Annotated in this window: 17 protein-coding genes and 1 pseudogene; 14 read left to right on the top strand and 4 right to left on the bottom strand. The window is 43.7% G+C overall.

Features of this window, described 5'->3' with window-relative positions; all coding sequences use genetic code 11:
- Positions 1–2 precede the first annotated feature (2 nt).
- From NBH01_RS17040 to NBH01_RS17025, 4 genes are all read right to left on the bottom strand, one after another.
- Positions 3–1,490, bottom strand: coding sequence for an O-antigen ligase family protein (locus tag NBH01_RS17040; protein WP_161800175.1), 1,488 nt, complete (start codon positions 1,488–1,490; stop codon positions 3–5).
- On the bottom strand, positions 1,474–3,702 hold the full coding sequence (locus tag NBH01_RS17035; RefSeq protein WP_061473816.1) for a GumC family protein: 2,229 nt from the start codon (positions 3,700–3,702) through the stop codon (positions 1,474–1,476). Before NBH01_RS17035 ends, NBH01_RS17040 begins: the two co-directional genes overlap by 17 nt.
- 10 nt (positions 3,703–3,712) lie before the next feature.
- Positions 3,713–4,462, bottom strand: a complete 750-nt coding sequence (locus NBH01_RS17030; RefSeq protein ID WP_225679345.1) for a TolC family protein — start codon at positions 4,460–4,462, stop codon at positions 3,713–3,715.
- A 125-nt stretch (positions 4,463–4,587) separates the two neighbouring features.
- Positions 4,588–5,817 carry a BamA/TamA family outer membrane protein gene (locus NBH01_RS17025; RefSeq protein WP_081030064.1) on the bottom strand — a complete coding sequence of 410 codons (1,230 nt, stop codon included), beginning with the start codon at positions 5,815–5,817 and terminating at the stop codon, positions 4,588–4,590.
- Positions 5,818–6,018: 201 nt separating this feature from the next.
- Between NBH01_RS17025 and NBH01_RS17020 the strand changes: the two genes are divergently transcribed.
- From NBH01_RS17020 to NBH01_RS16955, 14 genes and pseudogenes are all read left to right on the top strand, one after another.
- Positions 6,019–7,419, top strand: coding sequence for a C1 family peptidase (locus NBH01_RS17020; protein WP_151209307.1), 1,401 nt, complete (start codon positions 6,019–6,021; stop codon positions 7,417–7,419).
- A 65-nt stretch (positions 7,420–7,484) separates the two neighbouring features.
- Positions 7,485–8,955 (top strand): annotated as a pseudogene (locus tag NBH01_RS17015) (Na(+)-translocating NADH-quinone reductase subunit A).
- A gap of 48 nt (positions 8,956–9,003) precedes the next feature.
- The gene (locus NBH01_RS17010; protein WP_143920211.1) at positions 9,004–10,176 is read left to right on the top strand and encodes an NADH:ubiquinone reductase (Na(+)-transporting) subunit B; all 1,173 of its coding nucleotides are present in this window, start codon (positions 9,004–9,006) and stop codon (positions 10,174–10,176) included.
- 12 nt (positions 10,177–10,188) lie between these two features.
- Positions 10,189–10,863: a Na(+)-translocating NADH-quinone reductase subunit C gene (locus tag NBH01_RS17005; protein ID WP_221655894.1), complete on the top strand. Its 675-nt coding sequence runs from the start codon at positions 10,189–10,191 to the stop codon at positions 10,861–10,863.
- A 20-nt stretch (positions 10,864–10,883) separates the two neighbouring features.
- Positions 10,884–11,525, top strand: a complete 642-nt coding sequence (locus tag NBH01_RS17000; RefSeq protein ID WP_008763479.1) for an NADH:ubiquinone reductase (Na(+)-transporting) subunit D — start codon at positions 10,884–10,886, stop codon at positions 11,523–11,525.
- Between the two features lie 83 nt (positions 11,526–11,608).
- Positions 11,609–12,235, top strand: coding sequence for an NADH:ubiquinone reductase (Na(+)-transporting) subunit E (nqrE, locus tag NBH01_RS16995; protein ID WP_008763480.1), 627 nt, complete (start codon positions 11,609–11,611; stop codon positions 12,233–12,235).
- Positions 12,236–12,253: 18 nt separating this feature from the next.
- Positions 12,254–13,528 carry an NADH:ubiquinone reductase (Na(+)-transporting) subunit F gene (gene nqrF / locus NBH01_RS16990; RefSeq protein ID WP_008763481.1) on the top strand — a complete coding sequence of 425 codons (1,275 nt, stop codon included), beginning with the start codon at positions 12,254–12,256 and terminating at the stop codon, positions 13,526–13,528.
- Between the two features lie 155 nt (positions 13,529–13,683).
- Positions 13,684–15,018: a DEAD/DEAH box helicase gene (locus NBH01_RS16985; RefSeq protein WP_048696257.1), complete on the top strand. Its 1,335-nt coding sequence runs from the start codon at positions 13,684–13,686 to the stop codon at positions 15,016–15,018.
- Positions 15,019–15,591: 573 nt separating this feature from the next.
- A complete protein-coding gene (gene serC / locus NBH01_RS16980) occupies positions 15,592–16,659 on the top strand; it encodes a 3-phosphoserine/phosphohydroxythreonine transaminase (protein ID WP_008763483.1) in 1,068 nt (355 codons plus the stop codon).
- A gap of 114 nt (positions 16,660–16,773) precedes the next feature.
- Complete coding sequence (locus NBH01_RS16975) at positions 16,774–17,694, top strand: NAD(P)-dependent oxidoreductase (RefSeq protein WP_048696251.1); 921 nt, start codon at positions 16,774–16,776, stop codon at positions 17,692–17,694.
- Positions 17,695–17,855: 161 nt separating this feature from the next.
- On the top strand, positions 17,856–19,103 hold the full coding sequence (locus tag NBH01_RS16970; RefSeq protein ID WP_008763485.1) for a DUF1015 domain-containing protein: 1,248 nt from the start codon (positions 17,856–17,858) through the stop codon (positions 19,101–19,103).
- 255 nt (positions 19,104–19,358) lie between these two features.
- A complete protein-coding gene (locus NBH01_RS16965) occupies positions 19,359–19,967 on the top strand; it encodes an IMPACT family protein (RefSeq protein ID WP_008765869.1) in 609 nt (202 codons plus the stop codon).
- 21 nt (positions 19,968–19,988) lie between these two features.
- A complete protein-coding gene (locus NBH01_RS16960; RefSeq protein WP_061473814.1) occupies positions 19,989–21,074 on the top strand; it encodes an HpaII family restriction endonuclease in 1,086 nt (361 codons plus the stop codon).
- 42 nt (positions 21,075–21,116) lie between these two features.
- Positions 21,117–21,686 carry a nitroreductase family protein gene (locus tag NBH01_RS16955; RefSeq protein ID WP_061473813.1) on the top strand — a complete coding sequence of 190 codons (570 nt, stop codon included), beginning with the start codon at positions 21,117–21,119 and terminating at the stop codon, positions 21,684–21,686.
- The last annotated feature ends 70 nt before the right edge of the window (positions 21,687–21,756 follow it).

Genomic DNA, 21,756 nt, shown 5'->3' with positions numbered 1-21,756 from the left:
ATCTATTGTTCGTTTTTCAGTTCTGTTTCTTTACTTTGCTGCATCCGCTTGTCAATGTACGGTCCTGCGAAGCAGAGGGCAAAGGCTGTGTATATGGGGATGGAGTTGGGATATTGCATCACGTCGTTGGCATAGGCTGCCAGATAGAATCCGGCAGCGGTACAGAGCCAGGCAGTAAGTAAGCCTCGCAGGCGTTTGTTCATGATCTTGAACATCAGTATCCATCCGCACCATGCAAAAAGGACTCCGTGAACAGCCAGGTAGAGAACTAGACCGATGATTCCGGTTTCTACCCATACTGAGACTAACCAGGAATCCGGTGGATAGGGCATACGTTCTTTGGGATAGAAACGGTCGCCTTTGGATAACCCTATCCCATATCCAAAAGGCTTGTGAATCATCAATTCTCTCATTCTCTTTCGATTGTCTACACGTAATTGATAGGAAGCGTCTTGGCTAGGACGAAATGCAGAACGCATCTTGCGGATATATTGATTGTCATCTCCTATATTGGTACATACAAAAAACAAGAATAACAAGGCAAGAACTGAAATACCTGTAATACATGCTTTGCGATTGCGTGAAAGAATAATGAAACTCCCTAAAGCACCGATAGGCAGAGCTATCGCAGCCCGTGTTCCAGAAATTCCCATTCCGTAAATGGCGGCAATAATGACAATTATAAAATAGATTTTCAGCCATACACCTTTTATATAAAAAAGTGAAATTCCAAAAAGTGAAACACCCATAGCCATGTGTACGCCGAAGTTCGCTGCATCACTGAAGAATGAGAAATAACGAATACCGGACCAAATAATATGAGTTCTTGCTCCTCCCAAAACGTATAAAAAATACTGCTCACGTTCATTAAAACCACAGTTTTTTTGCCAATATCCTTTGGCTGCTGCCAAGAGGATGAAAAGAGACCATATAATTAGAAGCCACTGAATCCCCTTGATGTTACGGATTGCTAACGGTACGATGACAGCACATACAATAGGATATATGAGATAATGGGTGATGGAGATATTCCATGCTGCCTGAACATTGTTCGGATTAGCTATCTCTAATATGCAATAAACTCCCCATATCAGAAAAAGCATAAGCATACCATTACGACTTTCCGACCAGTCAATTTTTTCATGCATTCCGTACGCAAAGAGCAAAACAACGGCAAACAATGTACACATTAATGTTGCTACTCCCAATGGTATGTCTGTCACTGCATAAGCTGCTGCCAGCAGGAATTGGAGAATGAAAAGTGTATAGAAACTTTGCTTTGAATATTTGATAATTAATAAGAAAATAACTGTCATTAAAGGTAATGAACTAATCGTCAGAAAGAAAGGAAGGGAAGTACGAAAGAACATTTTGTATAATATATACAATCCTCCTGCCAATAGTAAATGTACCCATCCTTTATTGGCAAAATAGTTACCGGCTACTGTTAAGTATTGACTGTATTTTCCTTTATCATTCGTCATCTTCATCTCCTGATGTTGCCGGCTGCTTCTTTCTTTTTGTGAACGTAAATATACTTTCTGTCAATGCTAATTGTGACAGTCGGTATACTATTTTCCTCCAAAGTGTATATGGTGGAAGCATACCAGTGTAGTCTTCAACCACATTGCGGGATGCGTGTGTCAAGTAAACATAAAGTGGAGTTTTACCTACTTGTTGACTTAGCTTTTCTGACAAGAGCTTATCGGTCTCTTTCCAACCACGGTCAGCACGGGCTACGAGTATATTTAGATTAGCTTCTTGTAGTAATTCCAGCGATATGCTAGCTTCCCGCAGATTGGGATATTCAACGATGAGAATATCTTCTTCCTCTGATGTGTATAGATCGGTAATGCTTTTGGCCAGGTTGTATTCTCGTGAATCAATTCTGAAGTCTGACTTCCATGTTATTACTTTTGTTTTAAGTCCGATACTGTTCCAGTATTTTTTTAGGGCTTCGATCACATAACTTTTGCCTTCCCCGCCTTCTGTACTAATAAAATTGATAATGTAGGGCAATCCTTCTTTCTTTTGCTGACAGAAACGAAGGATACTATTGCTTAACTGTTTTGTAGCTATACTTTTTGATTCTTCAACATGATTGTGATACTCTAAAATAGAGTCTTTGGGAAAGGCGCCTAACATCGGAAGTCCAATCAAACGACGTGTACGAATAGAATCGCGTAGAGTACGGTCTAATAATTCAAGAATTAAGAAGAATCCCAAAATAAATAAGAAGGTACCGGCACACGCTGCCATTACCATTTTTTTCAAAGGAGTGGGCATGGCACTGATCGGATATGCCGGAGCATTCAACACTTTTAATGCAGCGGAGGTCATTTCCAAATTTTTTCTACGCATGAGGGCATCATTGTAGCTTTTCAATACAGACAAGTAATTTTGCTCTATAAAAGTTATGTTACGCTCTTGACGTTTGATAGTGGAACCTACTGGTGCAAACTGTCTGTATTTCTCGTTGAGGTCTATACGGCTTTGCTGTATAATTTGTAAGTCTGATTTGGCTTTTTCGTATTGCATGGTTACTTCAAGCCACTGTTCTATGATGTTCTCTTTAGCTATTCCTTCTTTGGTATATTTGTTCTCTACATATTTGTTTGAAAGCTCGGAAAGCTCCTTGCGCGTTTGATTTAAGCGATTCTTATATTCCTGTAATGAGGCTTCTTGATTCTGATGATCACTTGAAATCGTTTCCATTTCTGAGATTTTTCCTGTAAGCGAAGCGGCTTCATTTAGTTTATCCAAGAACTGAAGATTGTTGATTACATGTTTGGCATTGCTGCCCATTTGCTTTTCCAGTTCGTTTAACATTGCTTTGGCGCTGTTGTATGCAATCAGTACGTTTTGTTCACGTAACTCAAACTCTTTGTTGATGGCAGCGATTTCTTTGGTCTCATCGTAATAATTAATAACACGTTTTTCTACGTTATATTGCGTTAGTGAGTCTTCTTTAAGCCGAAGTTCCTTTCCGATGCGTTGAAGTTCGCTTTTAAAATATTCGATAACTTTATCTGTTTCACCATAACGGATTGCACTGTATTCGTTTACAAATTCTTTGGTCAGAATGTCAATGGTATTATAGGCGATACCCGGATCACTTGCCGTATAACTTATTTCAATCAGATCGCTGGCACCTTTACGCGCTACTCTGATTGCTCTGAGATCATTATAAGAGTAATAGGGCAAATTATAATAGAATACTCCATAGAGATAGTTTGCTTGAGTCGGTCTCAAGTAATTGAAAAAGTTGGCTACCGTTTTATCTTCGCTGTTTTTATCTATTAATGACAGTATTTCTTTCCCGTTCGGACTATTCTTTAGGTGTTCATATATTCTGTTGTAATTGCTGGCTTTGATGAATTCATTGTCTTCTTTTGGATTACCTTTGATCAGACTTCGGGCATATAATCGCATAGATACCCGTTTGAGTGTACTTTCAGCCTTGATAATGTTCATTAGGTTATCCATAGCGTTCTGAGTTGTCGCCCAATCCACTTTGTTATTTCCACCTTCTAGATTGTAGCCGGAAGCAGCACCAGTGTAGAGGGTTGCCTCTACATTATATGTTTTGCCTATCATGCGTTTTCCAAAATAGTAAACAGCAAATGTTATAATGGCTGTTCCAATTACTAACCACCAACGGATACGATATAGGAATCTGCTGATATAAAGGATGTATTCCATAAATGTATGTTTATTTGTTTCTTAAAATGGGAGTGTGGGTGATTAACTCAAGTATCATTAAACTCTTGCTTAGTTCGAATTTGCTGTTTTCGAATTTCTCTTGTGCGTCAGATTGGCGAGACTTTTCAGATGATAAAGTCCCCGAGTCAATAGCTCCATTCGAGAAATCCTTTTCAGCTATACTATATTGTACATTAGCAAGCATGAGGGCTTCGGCATTAAGTTTAAGAATGTTTAATTGGGAGGTCGCAGTTGCGTATAAGAGGATAATTTCCTTTTTCATTTCCTCAAATTTTACCTCCCTTTCAAGCTGGGCAGTGCGCACATTCAGTTTTTGACGTTTTACCCGTGCTGTCAGGTCAAAGAGGCCGTCTAAAGGAATATTGACTCCTGCACCTACCGTATATCCGTTCTGTGCCTGTGTTGCATAGGTCAGGTAAGGTGCAATCGCTACATCGGTATAAGTAGACTCGTTACCGAACATACCATATTGGTAGCTGCCCCGTAAACTGAAAAAGCCTAAGAAGGCACGCTTCTCTTTTGCCAGAAGTTTCCGTTCAATTTGTTCTTTTACTGAAGCTAATTCGTAAGTCGGAGCGCTTTTTGCGTTCTCGAAAAGAAGATCCAGCGGTGGAAGTGTAATGCTGGAATAATCACTTGGTTGTAGTTTTGAGTAATCGCTTACCTCTTGCGCAGTTACGCTTCCGATGGAGGCAAACAAAAATAGTAATCCTCCGAAGAGGTATCTGATTTGTTTCATAAATTAACCCTATTATCTGCTTTTGCTGTGTTATAGCAACGCAAATATAAGGATTAATTTTATTTAATGATGTTCTTATGGAAGCATTTTATCATCTTTCTTGTTAATTATGAGCAAATACTTGTTTAGAATGCCTCCGTCATGTTGAAATAGAATAAATTCTGCTTGTTCACCATGTCTCTGCCGAAGTCAAGACGGACGTTCATACGGGGCTGAACTTCAATGCGTAAACCGAGTCCCAGATTAGGAAGTACACCTTCGATTTTGCCCGGAGTAGGGCCCATGAAGCCGCATCCTCCCCATGCTACGTAGCCTACATGATTCAGCATCTTCTTCACCCAATTGCTTTTGTCCGTATTTATCATCTGACGGTATTCTGCCATCATCACGTGGGATGACTTGTCGCGAAACTGTCCCATATAATAACCACGAAGGTCGAAAGGAGTGCCGCTGAGTGCGTATTTAGTCAATGGAACATTGCCGAATACATTCTTTGTTTGCACTGTCCAAGCCAATACTTTACGTTTGCCTAGGGTCTTGTATTGGCGGTAGTCTATTTCCAAACGGTAGAAATTATTATCGCTTCCGAAGGCTTTGTTGTACATCATCCCACGAAAGTCCAGATACGTTCCCCGATAAGCATTGGCGGGAACGTCACGGGTGTCGTACGTCAGCAGGAAACCGACTCCGGAACTGAGGTTAGAGTAGCCGTGATCCGTACCGCCGGCAGCAATATACGATGGTTGCTCTATCATTCCTGCGGCAGGTTTAGTGATCTTGTCATAATTGAAGTCGATCTGCGGGCCGGCAAAGAAGTTGCTTTTCCCCAGACGGAATAAAAACCACGGATTCACCTGCACACCGCTATAACGGTATTCGCTGGTGTCTTCGCCACGCGGATAGTCCTTGTTGGTGCTGTATCCGATGCCGTAGAAATTTTCCAGTGTATTCTTATATGCAAAGACTCCGAAGATGCGGAATCGGTCGCCTTTGAAGAAAAGCTGCGGTTTGGTGAACAGGTTCAGTCCTCCTTCGAACATCAGGGCGATGGCCATCGGCACCACCGAACGTTGTTGGGTAGTATCACTCGGATTCATCCGAAACGTCATCAATGCACTACCGCCGATCAGTAATCCGAAGTCAGGAGTATAGCTGGGGCCACCTAATATATTATAATGTAGATTACGTTTGGCTACACGCTGGCGTCGCAATTCTTTTTTGGAAAGGGTGGGGGTGGGATCTGCCGGGGCTACCCCGACTTCGTCAACAGAAGTTGTAGTCGTTTGCAGTTCATCGCTTTTTACTGCCGTGTCAGCCGTTTGAGCTAACGAAATATTGATGAATAGAAACATCATCAATATACCTATTGTATATCTTTTCATATTCTTTCTTGAAATCCGCTGCAAAGGAAACTATTTTATTTCGATTAGTTTTCATTCTCATAGATAATAAATCTAAAAAAGAATCGTATTTTTGCCAATTAATAATATGTAAAACGAAATTGCCAACGGATTACTATTAGCATACAGGCAAAGTTAATTTATAAACGATCTATAATGAATAAACGAATTTTATCAGTTTTTGTTTGCTGTGCCCTTTACTATTCTGCACAGGCACAGGACGCGAAAGGCGGCATCAGCACTGACATGATGCAGCAAATCAAACAGAGTTATCAAGGTACTTCTACCGACAAGGCTATCCGGAACGCCATCAGCAACAACGACATCCGCAAGCTTGCCCTGAACCAGGACAACATGAAGGGGATGGATACACATTTTTCTGTCAAAGTGAACTCCAAGGGGATCACCGACCAGAAATCGTCCGGACGCTGCTGGCTCTTCACCGGTCTGAACGTAATGCGTGCCAAAGCCATCGATAAATACAATCTGGGGTCTTTCGAATTCTCGCAAACCTATCCTTTCTTTTTCGACCAGCTGGAAAAGGCCAACCTTTTCCTCCAAGGAGTCATCGATACCAGCGACAAGCCTATGAACGATAAAATGGTGGAATGGCTGTTCCGCAATCCGTTGAGCGACGGCGGCACATTCACCGGAGTAGCGGACATCGTAAGCAAATACGGTCTCGTCCCCAAAGACGTGATGCCCGAAACGAACAGCAGCGAAAACACAGCCCGCATGGCGAGTCTGATCGCTCTGAAACTTCGCGAACAGGGTTTGCAGCTCCGTGACATGGCCTCGAAAAAAGCCAAACCTACCGCTATAGAGAACGCTAAAGTGGAAATGTTGAGCACCATTTACCGTATGCTTGTCCTGAACTTGGGCGTACCTCCCACAGAATTTACCTGGACGCAATATAATGTCAAAGGCGAGCCTGTAGAAACCGCCACCTACACCCCGCTTTCTTTCCTGAAGAAATACGGTGACGAAAAGCTGATTGACAACTACGTCATGCTCATGAACGATCCCAGCCGCGAATACTACAAATGTTATGAAATAGACTACGACCGCCACCGCTACGACGGTAAGAACTGGACATACGTCAACCTCCCGATCGAGGACATCAAGGAGATGGCCATCGCCTCTCTGAAAGACAGCACCATGATGTATTACTCCTGCGACGTCGGCAAGTTCCTGAACTCTGACCGTGGTCTGCTCGACGTCAAAAACTATGATTACGACTCATTGATGGGCACCACCTTCGGCATGGACAAGAAGCAGCGTATTCAAAGCTTTGCCAGCAGCTCCAGTCACGCCATGACCCTCATGGCAGTCGATCTGGACAAAAACGGAAAACCGACCAAATGGATGGTTGAAAATAGTTGGGGTGCCGGAGCCGGCTATCAGGGACATCTCATCATGACCGACGAATGGTTCAACGAATATACCTTCCGTCTTGTTGTGGAAACGAAATACGTGACCCCGAAAGCACTCGAAGTCTTGAAACAAAAACCGATCCGCCTGCCGGCGTGGGATCCAATGTTTGCCGGCGAAGAATAACCAACCGACAATCACGTTGCATAGACTTGTGCGCGCAGGTCTTCCAGCCTACTTTATTAAAGAACGTGTGCGAACACAAAAGGAATTACGGATATTTTTCCGTAATTCCTTTCTTTTTTCCTCCCGAATCACATTATTATTTATTACTTTTGCGGCAAATTTTATGAAACCATTATTTTATATAGCATGGCAAATGTAATAAAGTTACGTAAAGGCCTTGACATAAACCTGAAAGGTAAAGCTGCTGAGACGTACACAACAGTGAAAGAGCCGGGATTTTACGCACTCGTACCCGATGATTTTCCTGGAGTGACACCGAAAGTGGTTGTGAAAGAGCAGGAATATGTGATGGCCGGTGGACCCTTGTTTATCGACAAGTATCATCCTGAAGTGAAATTTGTTTCGCCCGTGAGTGGCGTAGTGACGAGCGTTGAACGTGGTGCTCGCCGTAAGGTATTGAACATCGTAGTGGAAGCTGCCGCAGAGCAGGACTACGAAGAATTTGGTAAGAAGAACGTATCCTCGATGGATGCAGATGCTGTGAAGTCCGCGCTTCTTGAAGCAGGTCTGTTTGCGTTTATCAAGCAACGTCCGTATGACATCATTGCAGACCCGACGGTAACACCGAAGGGCATCTTCGTTTCCGCATTCGATACCAATCCGCTGGCTCCCGACTTCGAATTTGCTCTGAAAGGCGAAGAAGCAAACTTCCAGACTGGTCTTGATGCCCTCGCCAAAATGGCAAAAACTTACCTGAGCATCAGCGTGAAACAGAAAGCCGCTGCACTGACACAGGCTAAGAACGTTACAATCACCGCTTTCGACGGACCGAACCCTGCCGGTAACGTAGGTGTTCAGATCAACCACCTCGACCCCGTTTCAAAGGGCGAAACTGTGTGGACAATTGATCCGCAAGCCGTTATCTTCATCGGTCGTCTCTTCAATACAGGCCGTGTGAATTTTACCCGCACAGTAGCCGTGACAGGTTCCGAAGTGTTGAAACCTGCTTACTGCAAACTTCAGGTAGGTGCATTGCTGACCAACGTATTTGCCGGAAACGTAACAACTGACAAAGATTTGCGCTACATCAGCGGTAACGTGCTGAGTGGCAAACAAGTTTCTCCTAACGGATTCTTGGGCGCTTTCCACAGCCAGCTGACTGTAATCCCCGAAGGTGATGACGTTCACGAAATGTTCGGATGGATCATGCCGCGTTTCAACCAGTTCAGTGCCAACCACTCATATTTCAGCTGGTTGATGGGCAAAAAGGAATATACGCTGGATGCACGTATCAAAGGCGGCGAACGCCACATGATCATGTCCGGCGAATATGACAAGGTATTCCCGATGGACATCATGCCCGAATATCTGATTAAAGCGATCATCGCCGGTGATATCGACCGCATGGAAGCGCTGGGGATTTACGAAGTGGCTCCTGAAGACTTCGCACTCTGCGAGTTCGTCTGCTCTTCGAAGATGGAACTCCAACGCATCGTCCGTGTCGGACTCGACATGCTCCGTGCTGAAATGGCATAATCCGCATGGCAAATTGTAAATTGTAAATCGTAAAATAGTAATATATTAATGAAAGCGTTAAGAAATTATCTCGATAAGATAAAGCCGAACTTTGAAGAGGGCGGTAAATTCCACGCATTCCAGTCGGTGTTCGACGGCTTCGAAACATTCCTGTTCGTGCCCAGCAAGACTGCGAAAACGGGAACGCACATACACGACGCGATCGACAGCAAGCGTATTATGTCGATTGTGGTTATTTCGTTAGTACCGGCGCTGCTGTTCGGTATGTACAACGTAGGTTACCAGCATTTCACCCACACGGGTGCTACTGGCAGCTTCATCGAAATGTTTATTTACGGATTTCTGGCTGTATTGCCTAAAATTATCGTATCATACGTTGTTGGTCTGGGGATTGAGTTCGTCGTAGCTCAATGGAAGAAGGAGGAAATTCAGGAAGGATTCCTTGTTTCCGGTATTCTGATCCCGATGATCGTTCCGGTAGACTGTCCGCTTTGGATTCTTGCCGTAGCAACTGCATTCTCTGTTATCTTTGCAAAAGAAGTATTCGGTGGTACGGGTATGAATGTGTTCAACGTAGCGTTGATCACCCGTGCATTCCTGTTCTTCGCATATCCTACCAAGATGTCCGGTGACGCCGTTTGGGTATCGGGCGATACCATTTTCGGTATGGGACAGGCTGTAGACGGTCTGACTGTGGCTACCCCGCTGGGACAAGCCGCTACAACGGGTACGGTTCCTGCATTCAACATGGATATGATAACAGGTCTTATTCCCGGTTCTATCGGTGAAACAAGTGTGATCGCCATCCTGATCGGTGCCGTTATCCTGCTGTGGACAGGCGTTGCAAGCTGGAAGACGATGCTTTCTGTATTCGTTGGTGGTGCATTCATGGCCTGGGTATTCAATGCTATCGGCATGGAAAACAACACAATGGCTCAGATGCCTTGGTACGAACACCTCGTACTGGGTGGTTTCTGCTTCGGTGCCGTGTTCATGGCTACCGACCCTGTGACATCCGCACGTACGGAAAGAGGTAAATACATCTTCGGATTTCTGATCGGTGTGATGGCTATCATTATCCGCGTACTGAATCCGGGTTATCCCGAAGGTATGATGCTTGCCATCCTGCTGATGAACATCTTCGCTCCGCTGATCGACTACTGTGTAGTACAGAGTAATATCAGCCGTCGCGAGAAACGCGCTGTTAAGTCTAACCAATAATACCGAATGAAAATGAATACAAATAGTAATAGTTATACTATCATTTATGCTTCGGTAATGGTTATTATCGTTGCATTCCTGCTGGCATTCGTTAGTTCTTCACTGAAAGCTACACAAGACAAGAATGTGCAGTTGGACACTAAAAAACAGATTCTTGCTGCATTGAACATTAAAAATGTAGAAGACGCTGATGCCGAATATCAGAAATATGTAAAAGGTGATATGCTGATGAACGTAGACGGCACGCTGACTGAAAACACAGGTGAGTTTGCTACCAACTACGAGAAAGAAGCAAAAGAACAACAACGTCTGCACGTATTTGTATGCGATGTGGATGGCCAGACTAAATATGTATTTCCAGTTTACGGTGCCGGTCTTTGGGGTGCTATCTGGGGATATGTTGCTTTGAACGAGGATAAAGACACTGTTTACGGTGTTTATTTCTCACACGCAAGTGAGACACCGGGGTTGGGTGCTGAAATCGCTACTGACTGGTTCCAACACGAATTCGCAGGCAAGAAGACACTGGAAAACGGTGCCGTTGCTCTGGGTGTTGTTAAGAATGGCAAGGTAGAAAAAGCTGATTACCAAGTGGACGGTATCTCTGGTGGTACGATCACTTCGGTAGGTGTGGATGCTATGCTGAAGGCTTGTCTGAATAATTACATAAGTTTTTTAACTAAATAATAAGGAGGAGGATAAAGAATATGGGACAACTGTTTTCAAAGAAGAATAAAGAAGTATTCTCTGCTCCGTTGGGAATCGATAATCCGGTAACCGTACAGGTGCTTGGTATCTGTTCTGCACTTGCTGTTACTGCCAAGCTGGAACCCGCCATTGTGATGGGACTTTCAGTTACTGTGATTACAGCGTTTGCCAATGTCGTTATTTCACTGTTGCGTAAGACGATTCCAAATCGTATCCGTATCATCGTTCAGTTGGTAGTGGTTGCTGCTTTGGTTACCATCGTTAGTGAAATTCTGAAAGCGTTTGCATACGATGTAAGTGTACAGCTCTCTGTTTATGTAGGTTTGATCATTACCAACTGTATCCTGATGGGACGTCTGGAAGCATTTGCCATGCAGAACGGTCCTTGGGAATCATTCCTTGACGGAGTTGGTAACGGTTTGGGTTATGCCAAGATTCTGGTAATCGTAGCTTTCTTCCGCGAACTGCTCGGTTCGGGAACTTTGCTTGGTTTCAATATCCTGAATTATGAGCCTATCCAGAATATCGGTTATGTAAACAACGGTCTGATGTTGATGCCGCCGATGGCATTGATTATCGTAGCTTGCATCATCTGGTATCAGCGTGCACGTCACAAAGAACTGCAAGAAGAAAGTAATTAATATAAATGAAGGGTGAAGAAGGATGAATGAAGGTAACACTCATAAACTCGAAATTCTTCATTCTTAATTTTTAATTAAAATATATGGAACATTTATTAAGTTTATTCGTCCGCTCCATCTTTGTGGACAACATGATATTCGCGTTCTTCTTGGGTATGTGCTCATATCTGGCTGTATCGAAGAATGTGAAGACTGCCGTAGGACTGGGTATAGCCGTAACATTCGTGTTGCTGGTTACGCTTCCGGTGAACTATTTATTGCAAACCAAGGTGCTGGCTGCCAACGCTATCATTGAAGGTGTTGACCTCAGCTTCCTGAGTTTTATTCTTTTCATTGCCGTTATTGCCGGTATCGTGCAATTGGTGGAGATGGTGGTAGAACGTTTCAGCCCGTCGCTGTATGCTTCACTGGGTATCTTTCTGCCGTTGATCGCCGTTAACTGTGCTATCATGGGTGCTTCTTTGTTTATGCAACAACGCATCAATCTGGGTGCAAGCGATCCGAAATACATCGGTGATGTATGGGATGCGCTGTCTTACGCACTCGGTTCGGGTATCGGCTGGCTGCTGGCTATCGTCGGTCTGGCTGCTATCCGTGAGAAAATGGCTTACTCTGATGTACCTGCTCCGCTGAAAGGTCTGGGTATCACATTTATCACTGTAGGTCTGATGGCAATCGCATTTATGTGTTTCTCTGGTTTGAACATCTAAAAAGAAAGGAATAAGACAATGGATATGAATTTAATATTATCAAGCATTGGGGTATTCCTTGTGGTTATTCTGTTGCTTGTTGTTATCTTGCTGGTTGCCAAGAAATTTCTGGTACCGTCAGGTAACGTGAAACTAACGATCAATGGCGAAACAGGACTGGAAGTAGAGTCCGGTTCCACATTGCTTAATACGCTGGCCGTAAACGGTGTATTCCTGTCATCCGCTTGTGGTGGCAAGGGTTCTTGCGGACAGTGCAAATGTCAGGTACTCGAAGGTGGTGGCGAAATCCTGCCTTCTGAAGTTCCTCACTTCAGTCGTAAACAGCAACAAGACCACTGGCGTCTGGGCTGTCAGGTGAAAGTGAAGAGTGACATGGCTATCAAGATTGACGAGTCTGTACTTGGCGTGAAAGAGTGGGAGTGCGAAGTGATCTCCAACAAGAATGTGGCTACATTTATCAAAGAGTTTATCGTGGCATTGCCTAAAGGCGAACACATGGACTTTATCCCGGGTTCTTACGCACAGATCAAGATACCTAAATTCTCAATGGATTATGATAAGGACATTGATAAGAGCCTGATCGGTGAAGAATATCTGCCTGCATGGGAGAAATTCGGTTTGCTGGGCTTGAAATGTAAGAATGAAGAGGAAACAATCCGTGCTTACTCTATGGCCAACTATCCTGCAGAAGGTGACCGTATCATGCTGACTGTACGTATCGCTACCCCTCCGTTCAAGCCGAAAGAACAAGGTCCCGGATTTATGGATGTAATGCCGGGTATCGCTTCTTCTTATATCTTTACGCTGAAACCGGGTGACAAGGTAATAATGAGTGGTCCTTATGGAGACTTCCATCCGATTTTCGACTCTAACAAGGAAATGATGTGGATCGGTGGTGGTGCCGGTATGGCTCCGTTGCGTGCACAGATCATGCACTTGACGAAAACATTGCATACGACCGACCGCAAGATGTCATACTTCTATGGTGCCCGTGCGCTGAACGAAGTATTCTATCTGGAAGACTTCCTGCAAATTGAAAAGGATTTCCCGAACTTCACATTCCATCTGGCACTCGACCGTCCGGATCCTGCTGCTGATGCTGCCGGTGTGAAATATACTCCGGGCTTCGTACACAACGTAATTTATGAAACTTACTTGAAGAACCACGAAGCTCCTGAAGATATTGAATACTATATGTGTGGTCCTGGTCCGATGTCGAAAGCTGTAGAGAAGATGCTCGACGATCTGGGCGTTCCGGCTCAGAACCTGATGTTCGATAACTTTGGAGGATAATCTTCGGAAGTTGATTTCCGGTCGGAGAGGACCGGAAGAGTAACATAAAGAAACTGGCGGGAAATCTGTAAAAGACAATGGTGCTTTTCAGATTTCCCGCTTTCTTTATGCACTATCTTACCGAATCTTTTCGTCCTTTTTGTATCTTTGTCCCCATGTTAGAGAAAAATGAAATAATACAGTCCGCTCTTCAGAATTTGAAGATTGAATCTTTGAACCCGATGCAGGAAGCTGCGCTCGAACAGGGCACGGGCAGGAAAGATGTTATCCTGTTGTCACCGACAGGATCGGGTAAGACGTTGGCATATCTTTTGCCTCTGTTGCTTATCCTAAAACCGAATGATGACAGCGTGCAGGTGCTGATTCTGGTGCCTTCCCGTGAGTTGGCTTTACAGATAGATACCGTATTCCGGAGCATGGGAACTTCCTGGAAAACGTGTTGCTGCTACGGCGGGCATCCCATTGCCGAAGAAAAGAAAAGCATTGCAGGAAATCATCCTGCCATCATTATCGGTACTCCGGGACGTATCACCGACCATCTGTCCAAAGGGAACTTTGATCCCGAAACAATCGAGACTTTGATTATCGATGAGTTTGATAAATCGCTGGAGTTCGGCTTTCATGATGAGATGGCAGAGATCATTACCCAGCTTCCGGGATTAAAGAAACGTATGCTGCTGTCGGCTACTGATGCCGAAGAAATTCCTCAGTTTACGGGACTGAACCGGACAGTCAAACTGGATTTTCTTCCGGAGGCAACCGAAGAACAGGAAAACCGGTTGAAGCTGATGAAGGTGCTTTCTCCTTCCAAAGATAAGATTGCTACGCTTTACAACTTGCTTTGTACATTGGGAAGCAGTTCCAGCATTGTTTTCTGCAATCATCGGGATGCGGTGGATCGTGTGCATAAGCTGCTCGAAGATAAGAAACTATCAGCCGAACGTTTTCATGGTGGTATGGAACAGCCGGATCGGGAACGGGCATTGTATAAGTTCCGTAACGGAAGCTGTCATGTACTGATCTCCACCGACCTTGCTGCCCGTGGACTTGATATTCCGGAGATAGAGCACATCATTCACTATCATCTGCCTGTGAACGAAGAAGCGTTTACACATCGTAACGGACGTACGGCACGTTGGGATGCAACAGGTACTTCTTATCTGATTCTTCACACAGAAGAGAAACTACCTGAATATATTCCCGAAGATATAGAAACGATGGAACTGCCGGAAAATCCTTCGCGTCCTCCCAAATCAGTCTGGACTACTATATATATAGGTAAAGGAAAGAAGGAGAAACTGAGCCGGATGGACATTGCCGGATTCCTTTATAAGAAAGGTAATCTGACGCGTGAAGATGTAGGTGCGATTGATGTGAAAGAGCATTATGCTTTTGTTGCCGTTCGTCGGGCAAAAGTAAAGCAACTCCTGAATCTTATTCAAGGGGAAAAAATCAAAGGAATGAAGACTATCATTGAGGAAGCTAAATAAAGGGAGCCGAAAAACAACAGGTGTTCTCAAAGCTGAAAGGGGAATTTCAAGAACCAAATAGGTGATTGGGATGCTGCAATGACGAAATGATCGGCTTTGTCATTACAAATAATATCACTTTTCTGAAGTGGGAGATATCTTCCCCGGATGACAGAGTAAAATGATAGTAGAAAAATATTTCTGTGACAGTCTCCATTTCTTTTCTTTTAGGAAGGTATTGGAGACTCCTTTCTTTCTGACTTATTTTTATAATTTTAGTCTCGTCGCTTGTTAGGGTGAGAAATCCTCGTTTTTCTCTGTCTTTCTTAATAAATATTCATTTTATAACCGTTTTCCTTTCACTCTATAACCGATTATTTCCCACAGGTTATATTTTCACCTTTTATCCCTTGCTTGATATGTATGGATAACAATATGGTGTATATATCTTGTATAAACCAATAAAAAGAAAGAGAAATCTGCTTTAAAACAGTATTTTTATAAGGAAAGATTTGTGCACCGGAAATAAATTCGTAAATTCGCAAGGTCAAAAGACATAAACTAACGAAATGTTAAACCAAAAACAAACTTCAAATGAAAAAGCATAATTTCAATGCAGGACCTTCCATTCTTCCGCGTGAGGTGATAGAGGATACAGCGAAGGCTATTTTAGATTTCAACGGCTCTGGTCTCTCCCTGATGGAAATCAGTCACCGTGCCAAAGACTTCCAACCTGTGGTTGACGAAGCAGAGGCATTATTCAAGGAATTACTCAATATCCCCGAAGGTTATTCGGTACTGTTCCTTGGTGGTGGTGCTAGTATGGAGTTCTGCATGGTACCTTTCAACTTCCTTGAAAAAAAGGCTGCTTATCTGAATACAGGTGTGTGGGCAAAGAAAGCAATGAAAGAAGCTAAGGGGTTTGGTGAAGTCGTAGAAGTTGCTTCTTCCGCTGAAGCTACATATACTTACATCCCGAAAGATTACACAATTCCTGCTGACGCAGATTATTTCCACATAACTACCAATAACACGATTTATGGTACAGAATTAAAAGAAGATCTCAACTCTCCGGTTCCGATGGTTGCCGATATGTCTTCTGATATTTTCTCTCGTCCGATCGACGTTTCCAAATATATCTGTATCTATGGTGGTGCGCAGAAAAATCTGGCTCCTGCCGGTGTTACATTCGTTATCGTGAAGAATGATGCGGTAGGTAAAGTTTCTCGTTACATCCCGTCAATGCTAAACTATCAGACTCATATCGATAACGGTTCTATGTTCAACACTCCTCCGGTAGTGCCTATCTATGCTGCACTGTTGAACCTGCGTTGGATTAAGGCACAGGGTGGTGTGAAAGAAATGGAACGTCGTGCTATCGAAAAGGCTGATATGCTGTACGCTGAAATCGACCGTAACAAACTGTTCGTAGGTACTGCTGCCAAAGAAGACCGTTCACGCATGAACATCTGTTTCGTGATGGCTCCCGAATACAAGGATCTGGAAGCTGACTTCATGAAGTTCGCTACAGAAAAAGGTATGGTAGGTATCAAAGGACATCGTTCAGTGGGTGGTTTCCGTGCATCTTGCTACAATGCTCTGCCGAAAGAAAGTGTACAAGCTTTGATCGACTGCATGCAGGAATTTGAAAAACTTCATTAATAATATAAATAGAGTCACCACAGATTGCACGGATTTACACTGAAATCTTATTGAATATAGTGTGTAGGCCGGTGAAGTCTGTGGTGAATCTTTTTTAAAAGATACAGATAAATTATGAAAGTACTTGTAGCTACTGAAAAACCGTTTGCCAAAGTTGCTGTAGACGGTATCCGTAAAGAAATCGAAGCAGCCGGATATGAGCTTGCTTTGCTGGAGAAATATACCGATAAAGCACAGTTGCTGGATGCAGTGAAAGATGCTAATGCTATCATTATCCGTAGTGATATTATTGATGCAGAGGTGCTGGATGCTGCTAAAGAACTGAAGATTGTAGTTCGTGCTGGTGCCGGATACGATAATGTAGACCTGGCTGCCGCTACCGCTCACAATGTTTGCGTGATGAATACTCCGGGACAGAACTCCAATGCTGTTGCCGAACTGGCTTTGGGCATGATGGTATACGCCGTTCGTAACTTCTATAACGGTACTTCCGGTACAGAATTGATGGGCAAGAAACTGGGTATCCATGCATACGGAAACGTTGGTCGTAACGTTGCCCGTGTAGCTAAAGGCTTCGGAATGGAAGTGTACGCCTACGACGCTTTCTGTCCGAAAGAAGTGATCGAGAAAGATGGCGTGAAGGCACTTGACTCTGCAGAAGAACTGTACAAGACTTGTCAGGTAGTGTCTCTTCATATCCCGGCAACTGCTGAAACGAAGAACTCTATCAACTACGCTTTGCTGAAAGAGATGCCAAAAGGCGCTATGCTGGTGAACACTGCCCGTAAGGAAGTGATCAACGAAGCCGAGCTGATCAAATTGATGGAAGACCGTGCCGACTTCAAGTATATGACAGATATCATGCCTGCTGCTAATGTGGAATTTGCTGAGAAGTTTGCAGGACGTTATTTCTCTACTCCGAAGAAGATGGGTGCACAGACTGCCGAAGCAAATATCAATGCCGGTATTGCTGCCGCTCAACAGATTGTTGGTTTCTTGAAAGACGGTTGCGAGAAGTTCAGAGTAAACAAATAATGAGATGAATAGTAAGACTGCTTATCGTTGTTCAGTCACTTATTTGATGATAGGTGCTGGTGTACATTAAGTAGTATATTCAGAAATATGTTATCAGATTTCGCCCTCGGCTTTTGCGAGGGCGTATCTGTTGTACTAATCTTAAAAACATACCATGACTTATGGCTATTATCAAACCTTTTAAGGGCGTTCGCCCTCCACAAGACCTGGTTGAACAGGTTGCTTCCCGTCCTTACGATGTATTAAACTCAGAAGAAGCGCGTACAGAAGCAGCTGGAAATGAAAAATCCCTTTATCATATCATTAAGCCCGAGATTGACTTTCCTGTTGGTACGGATGAACACGATGAACGTGTTTATGAGAAAGCTGCCGAAAACTTCCGGCTGTTTCAGGATAAAGGCTGGTTAGTGCAGGATGCAAAGGAAAACTATTACATCTATGCCCAGACCATGAACGGGAAAACTCAGTATGGACTGGTAGTAGGCGCTTATGTTCCTGACTATATGAACGGTATCATCAAGAAGCATGAGCTTACCCGTCGTGATAAGGAAGAAGACCGTATGAAGCACGTTCGTGTGAACAATGCGAATATCGAACCTGTATTCTTTGCCTATCCCGATAATGCGAAATTGGATACAATCATTCGGAAATACACTGCCGAAAAGCCTGTTTACGACTTTATCGCTCCGGGTGATGGCTTCGGACATACTTTCTGGATTGTTGACCAGGACGAAGATATCGCTGCAATTACTGCAGAATTTGCTAAAATGCCGGCATTATATATTGCCGACGGGCATCATCGTTCCGCTGCTGCTGCTCTGGTAGGTGCCGAGAAAGCAAAGCAAAACGCGAACCATCGTGGCGATGAAGAGTATAACTATTTCATGGCTGTATGTTTCCCTGCCAATCAATTGACTATCATCGACTATAACCGTGTAGTAAAAGACCTCAACGGGCTGACTCCCGAACAATTTCTTGCTGCATTGGATAAGAATTTTGTTGTAGAAGAAAAGGGTACAGATATCTATAAACCGTCCGGTTTGCACAATTTCTCCCTCTATCTTGGCGACAAGTGGTATAGTCTGACGGCAAAGGCAGGTACATACAATGACAATGATCCTATCGGCGTGCTTGACGTTACTATTTCTTCCAATCTGATTTTAGATGAGATTTTAGGAATCAAAGACCTCCGTTCGGATAAGCGTATTGACTTTGTAGGCGGTATCCGCGGTTTGGGAGAATTGAAGAAGCGTGTTGACAGTGGAGAAATGAAAGTAGCTCTGGCTCTTTATCCCGTATCCATGAAGCAATTGATGGATATTGCCGATACTGGCAACATTATGCCTCCCAAAACGACTTGGTTTGAACCGAAACTTCGTTCAGGATTGGTTATCCATAAGTTGGATTAAGACATATTCTATATAGAAAATAGAGCGGTCAATCTCTCACAATCAACAGGACATTTGTGAGAGATTGACCGCTTGTTTTTGTATAAATGACCGCCCGATTCCGTTAAAACGACCACCCGACTACCTCCAATTGACTGCTTGATTGCACCCCATCGACCGTTTGACTGCATGAAATGAAGCGCTCGTTTCAATGAGAAGCTTTAATATTTTCGAACAGCAGATGGAATTTCGTCAAGAAAGCCGTATCTTTGCGGCATGACTGCTGAAGATACTTATAAAACTATCGTCGAACCTTCCGAAGGTATTTATACAGAAAAGCGAAGCAAGTTTATTGCCATCGCCTTGCCTGTGCGTACCCTTGATGAGATAAAAGCGCATCTTGAAACGTATCAGAAGAAGTATTATGATGCACGGCACGTGTGCTATGCTTATATGTTAGGTGCAGCGCGAAAGGATTTTCGAGCCAATGATAACGGTGAACCTTCGGGAACGGCGGGAAAGCCCATTCTCGGGCAAATTAACTCTAATGAACTGACTGATATTCTGATTATTGTAGTCCGTTATTTCGGTGGAATCAAGTTAGGAACGAGCGGACTGATTGTAGCTTATAAAGCAGCTGCTGCCGAAGCAATATCTGCCGCTACCATTATAGAAAAAACGGTAGATGAAGAAGTGACCGTAATGTTTGAATATCCTTTTATGAACGATATCATGCGTATTGTAAAGGAGGAAGAACCGGAAATTCTCAGTCAATCGTACGATATGGATTGCAGCATGACGTTGTGTATTCGTCGTTCCATGATGCCCAAACTGCGTGCACGATTGGAGAAAGTGGAGACCGCAAGGATTCTTGATGAAGAGTAAAATAAAGAAAAATAAGAATATATGGCATTTGAAGCAACAAAAAGAGAATGGTGTGAACTGTATACTTTCTTCCGTCTGCTGACAGAAGGAAAAGTAACGTTGGGTACGGCTAAGGCAAAGAAAGGAGAAATCGACTGGCCTATTGCAATGATTCAACGGGAGGAACATGACGGAACACGCTGCTACTATATAGAAAAAGAGATGGTCCGCATCAAAGGAGAAAATAGTGAGAAATCCGTTCCCCGGGAAGATTTTGGGATTGTGGCAGATTTGATTTTGCAGGCTGTCAAGTCCTCTTCGGAGGATGAAGTCACTTCTCCGGATGGAGTGGAAGAGTTTTTGGATGAAGTCGCAATTTTCGATCTGGAAGCGAAGACGGAAGATCGTACCGATTTTTATATTGCCTTCTGGCATCCGGAGGCACCGTTGAGCGGGTTCAGCGTTCGTTCGCGATTGGGTGCTATGAATCCGCTGTTGGACGGAGGCCGTGCGGCTAACTTGAAACTGGAACAGAGCGGAGTCAAATTTGCAACACCTACGGTGAATAAGATTAATGCGTTGCCGGAAGCCCCTAATGAAGTAGCAGAACGAATGTTGCTGATTGAGCGCTTGGGTGGTGTACTCAAATACTCGGACGTGGCAGATCGGGTATTCCGTAGCAATCTTTTAATGATTGACTTACACTTTCCTCGTGTGCTGACAGAAATGGTGCGCATCATGCACTTGGACGACATCACCCGTATCAGTGAACTGACGGAAGTAATCAAACAGATGAACCCGTTGAAAATAAAAGATGAATTGGTAAACAAACATGGTTTCTATGAGTTTAAAGTGAAGCAATTCCTGATGGCATTAGCCTTGGGTATGCGTCCGGCAAAGATATATACTGGACAGGATTCGGCTGTTGAAGGTATCCTGTTGATGGATGGGAGTGGGGAAGTTCTTTGCTATCACAAGTCAGAGAAACCGGTTATGGAGGACTTCCTGTTCCTGAATACCCGTTTGGAGAAAGGTTCTCTGGATAAAGACAAATACGGCTTTTTGGAAAGAGAGAACGGTACGTATTACTTCAAACTGAATGCAAAGATCGGATTGGTAAAACGATAAATGCAAGTGGTGAACGAGTTGTAAGTATAGTAAATATAGTATATGAAAACGAATGAAGTTTTAGAAAATATCAAAGCACGTCGTAGTGTACGGGCTTATACTGACCGGCAAGTTTCGGAAGAAGACTTACAGGCTATTCTGGAAGCTGCCACTTTTGCACCCAGTGGGATGCATTTGGAGACATGGCATTTTACCGCTATTCAGAATGCAGATAAACTGGCAGAATTGAATGAACGGATTAAAGGCGCTTTTGCTAAAAGCGATGAACCGAAATTACAGGAACGTGGTCATAGCAAGGCGTATTGCTGTTATTATCATGCCCCGACTTTGGTGATCGTGTCCAACGAACCCACTCAATGGTGGGCCGGCATGGATTGTGCCTGCGCGATTGAGAATATGTTTTTGGCTGCCCATTCTCTGGGAATCGGATCTTGCTGGATCAATCAGTTGGGTACGACTTGCGATGATCCCGAAGTTCGTGAATTTATAAGCTCTTTGGGTGTACCGGAGAATCATAAAGTATATGGCTGTGTAGCTTTAGGATATGTTGATCCTAAAATCTCACTAAGGGAGAAAATGGTAAAAGCCGGAACAGTGACTGTTGTCAGATAGAACCAGACTATGTTTTCGACAAACATGGAATGGAATGAAGAGCAGCATGATAACCGTAAGGTTTCGGAGT

The sequence above is a fragment of the Bacteroides sp. B1-V-101 genome, from assembly GCF_023656585.1.
GTDB classification, from domain to species: domain Bacteria; phylum Bacteroidota; class Bacteroidia; order Bacteroidales; family Bacteroidaceae; genus Bacteroides; species Bacteroides thetaiotaomicron.
The sequence above is the reverse complement of the archived record's forward strand: the minus strand, read 5'-3'. Positions and strand labels throughout refer to the sequence as shown.

Excerpts from the sequence above, each read along its gene's own strand:
- nqrE (WP_008763480.1), top strand. The coding sequence starts at position 11,609 with ATGGAACATTTATTAAGTTTATTCGTCCGCTCCATCTTTGTGGACAAC.
- NBH01_RS16965 (WP_008765869.1), top strand. The coding sequence starts at position 19,359 with ATGACTGCTGAAGATACTTATAAAACTATCGTCGAACCTTCCGAAGGT.
- NBH01_RS16955 (WP_061473813.1), top strand. The coding sequence starts at position 21,117 with ATGAAAACGAATGAAGTTTTAGAAAATATCAAAGCACGTCGTAGTGTA.
- NBH01_RS17025 (WP_081030064.1), bottom strand. The coding sequence starts at position 5,817 with ATGATGTTTCTATTCATCAATATTTCGTTAGCTCAAACGGCTGACACG.
- NBH01_RS16985 (WP_048696257.1), top strand. The coding sequence starts at position 13,684 with ATGTTAGAGAAAAATGAAATAATACAGTCCGCTCTTCAGAATTTGAAG.
- serC (WP_008763483.1), top strand. The coding sequence starts at position 15,592 with ATGAAAAAGCATAATTTCAATGCAGGACCTTCCATTCTTCCGCGTGAG.
- NBH01_RS16975 (WP_048696251.1), top strand. The coding sequence starts at position 16,774 with ATGAAAGTACTTGTAGCTACTGAAAAACCGTTTGCCAAAGTTGCTGTA.
- NBH01_RS17005 (WP_221655894.1), top strand. The coding sequence starts at position 10,189 with ATGAATACAAATAGTAATAGTTATACTATCATTTATGCTTCGGTAATG.
- NBH01_RS16960 (WP_061473814.1), top strand. The coding sequence starts at position 19,989 with ATGGCATTTGAAGCAACAAAAAGAGAATGGTGTGAACTGTATACTTTC.
- NBH01_RS17000 (WP_008763479.1), top strand. The coding sequence starts at position 10,884 with ATGGGACAACTGTTTTCAAAGAAGAATAAAGAAGTATTCTCTGCTCCG.
- NBH01_RS17020 (WP_151209307.1), top strand. The coding sequence starts at position 6,019 with ATGAATAAACGAATTTTATCAGTTTTTGTTTGCTGTGCCCTTTACTAT.
- NBH01_RS17010 (WP_143920211.1), top strand. The coding sequence starts at position 9,004 with ATGAAAGCGTTAAGAAATTATCTCGATAAGATAAAGCCGAACTTTGAA.
- NBH01_RS17040 (WP_161800175.1), bottom strand. The coding sequence starts at position 1,490 with ATGAAGATGACGAATGATAAAGGAAAATACAGTCAATACTTAACAGTA.
- NBH01_RS16970 (WP_008763485.1), top strand. The coding sequence starts at position 17,856 with ATGGCTATTATCAAACCTTTTAAGGGCGTTCGCCCTCCACAAGACCTG.
- NBH01_RS17035 (WP_061473816.1), bottom strand. The coding sequence starts at position 3,702 with ATGGAATACATCCTTTATATCAGCAGATTCCTATATCGTATCCGTTGG.
- NBH01_RS17030 (WP_225679345.1), bottom strand. The coding sequence starts at position 4,462 with ATGAAACAAATCAGATACCTCTTCGGAGGATTACTATTTTTGTTTGCC.
- nqrF (WP_008763481.1), top strand. The coding sequence starts at position 12,254 with ATGGATATGAATTTAATATTATCAAGCATTGGGGTATTCCTTGTGGTT.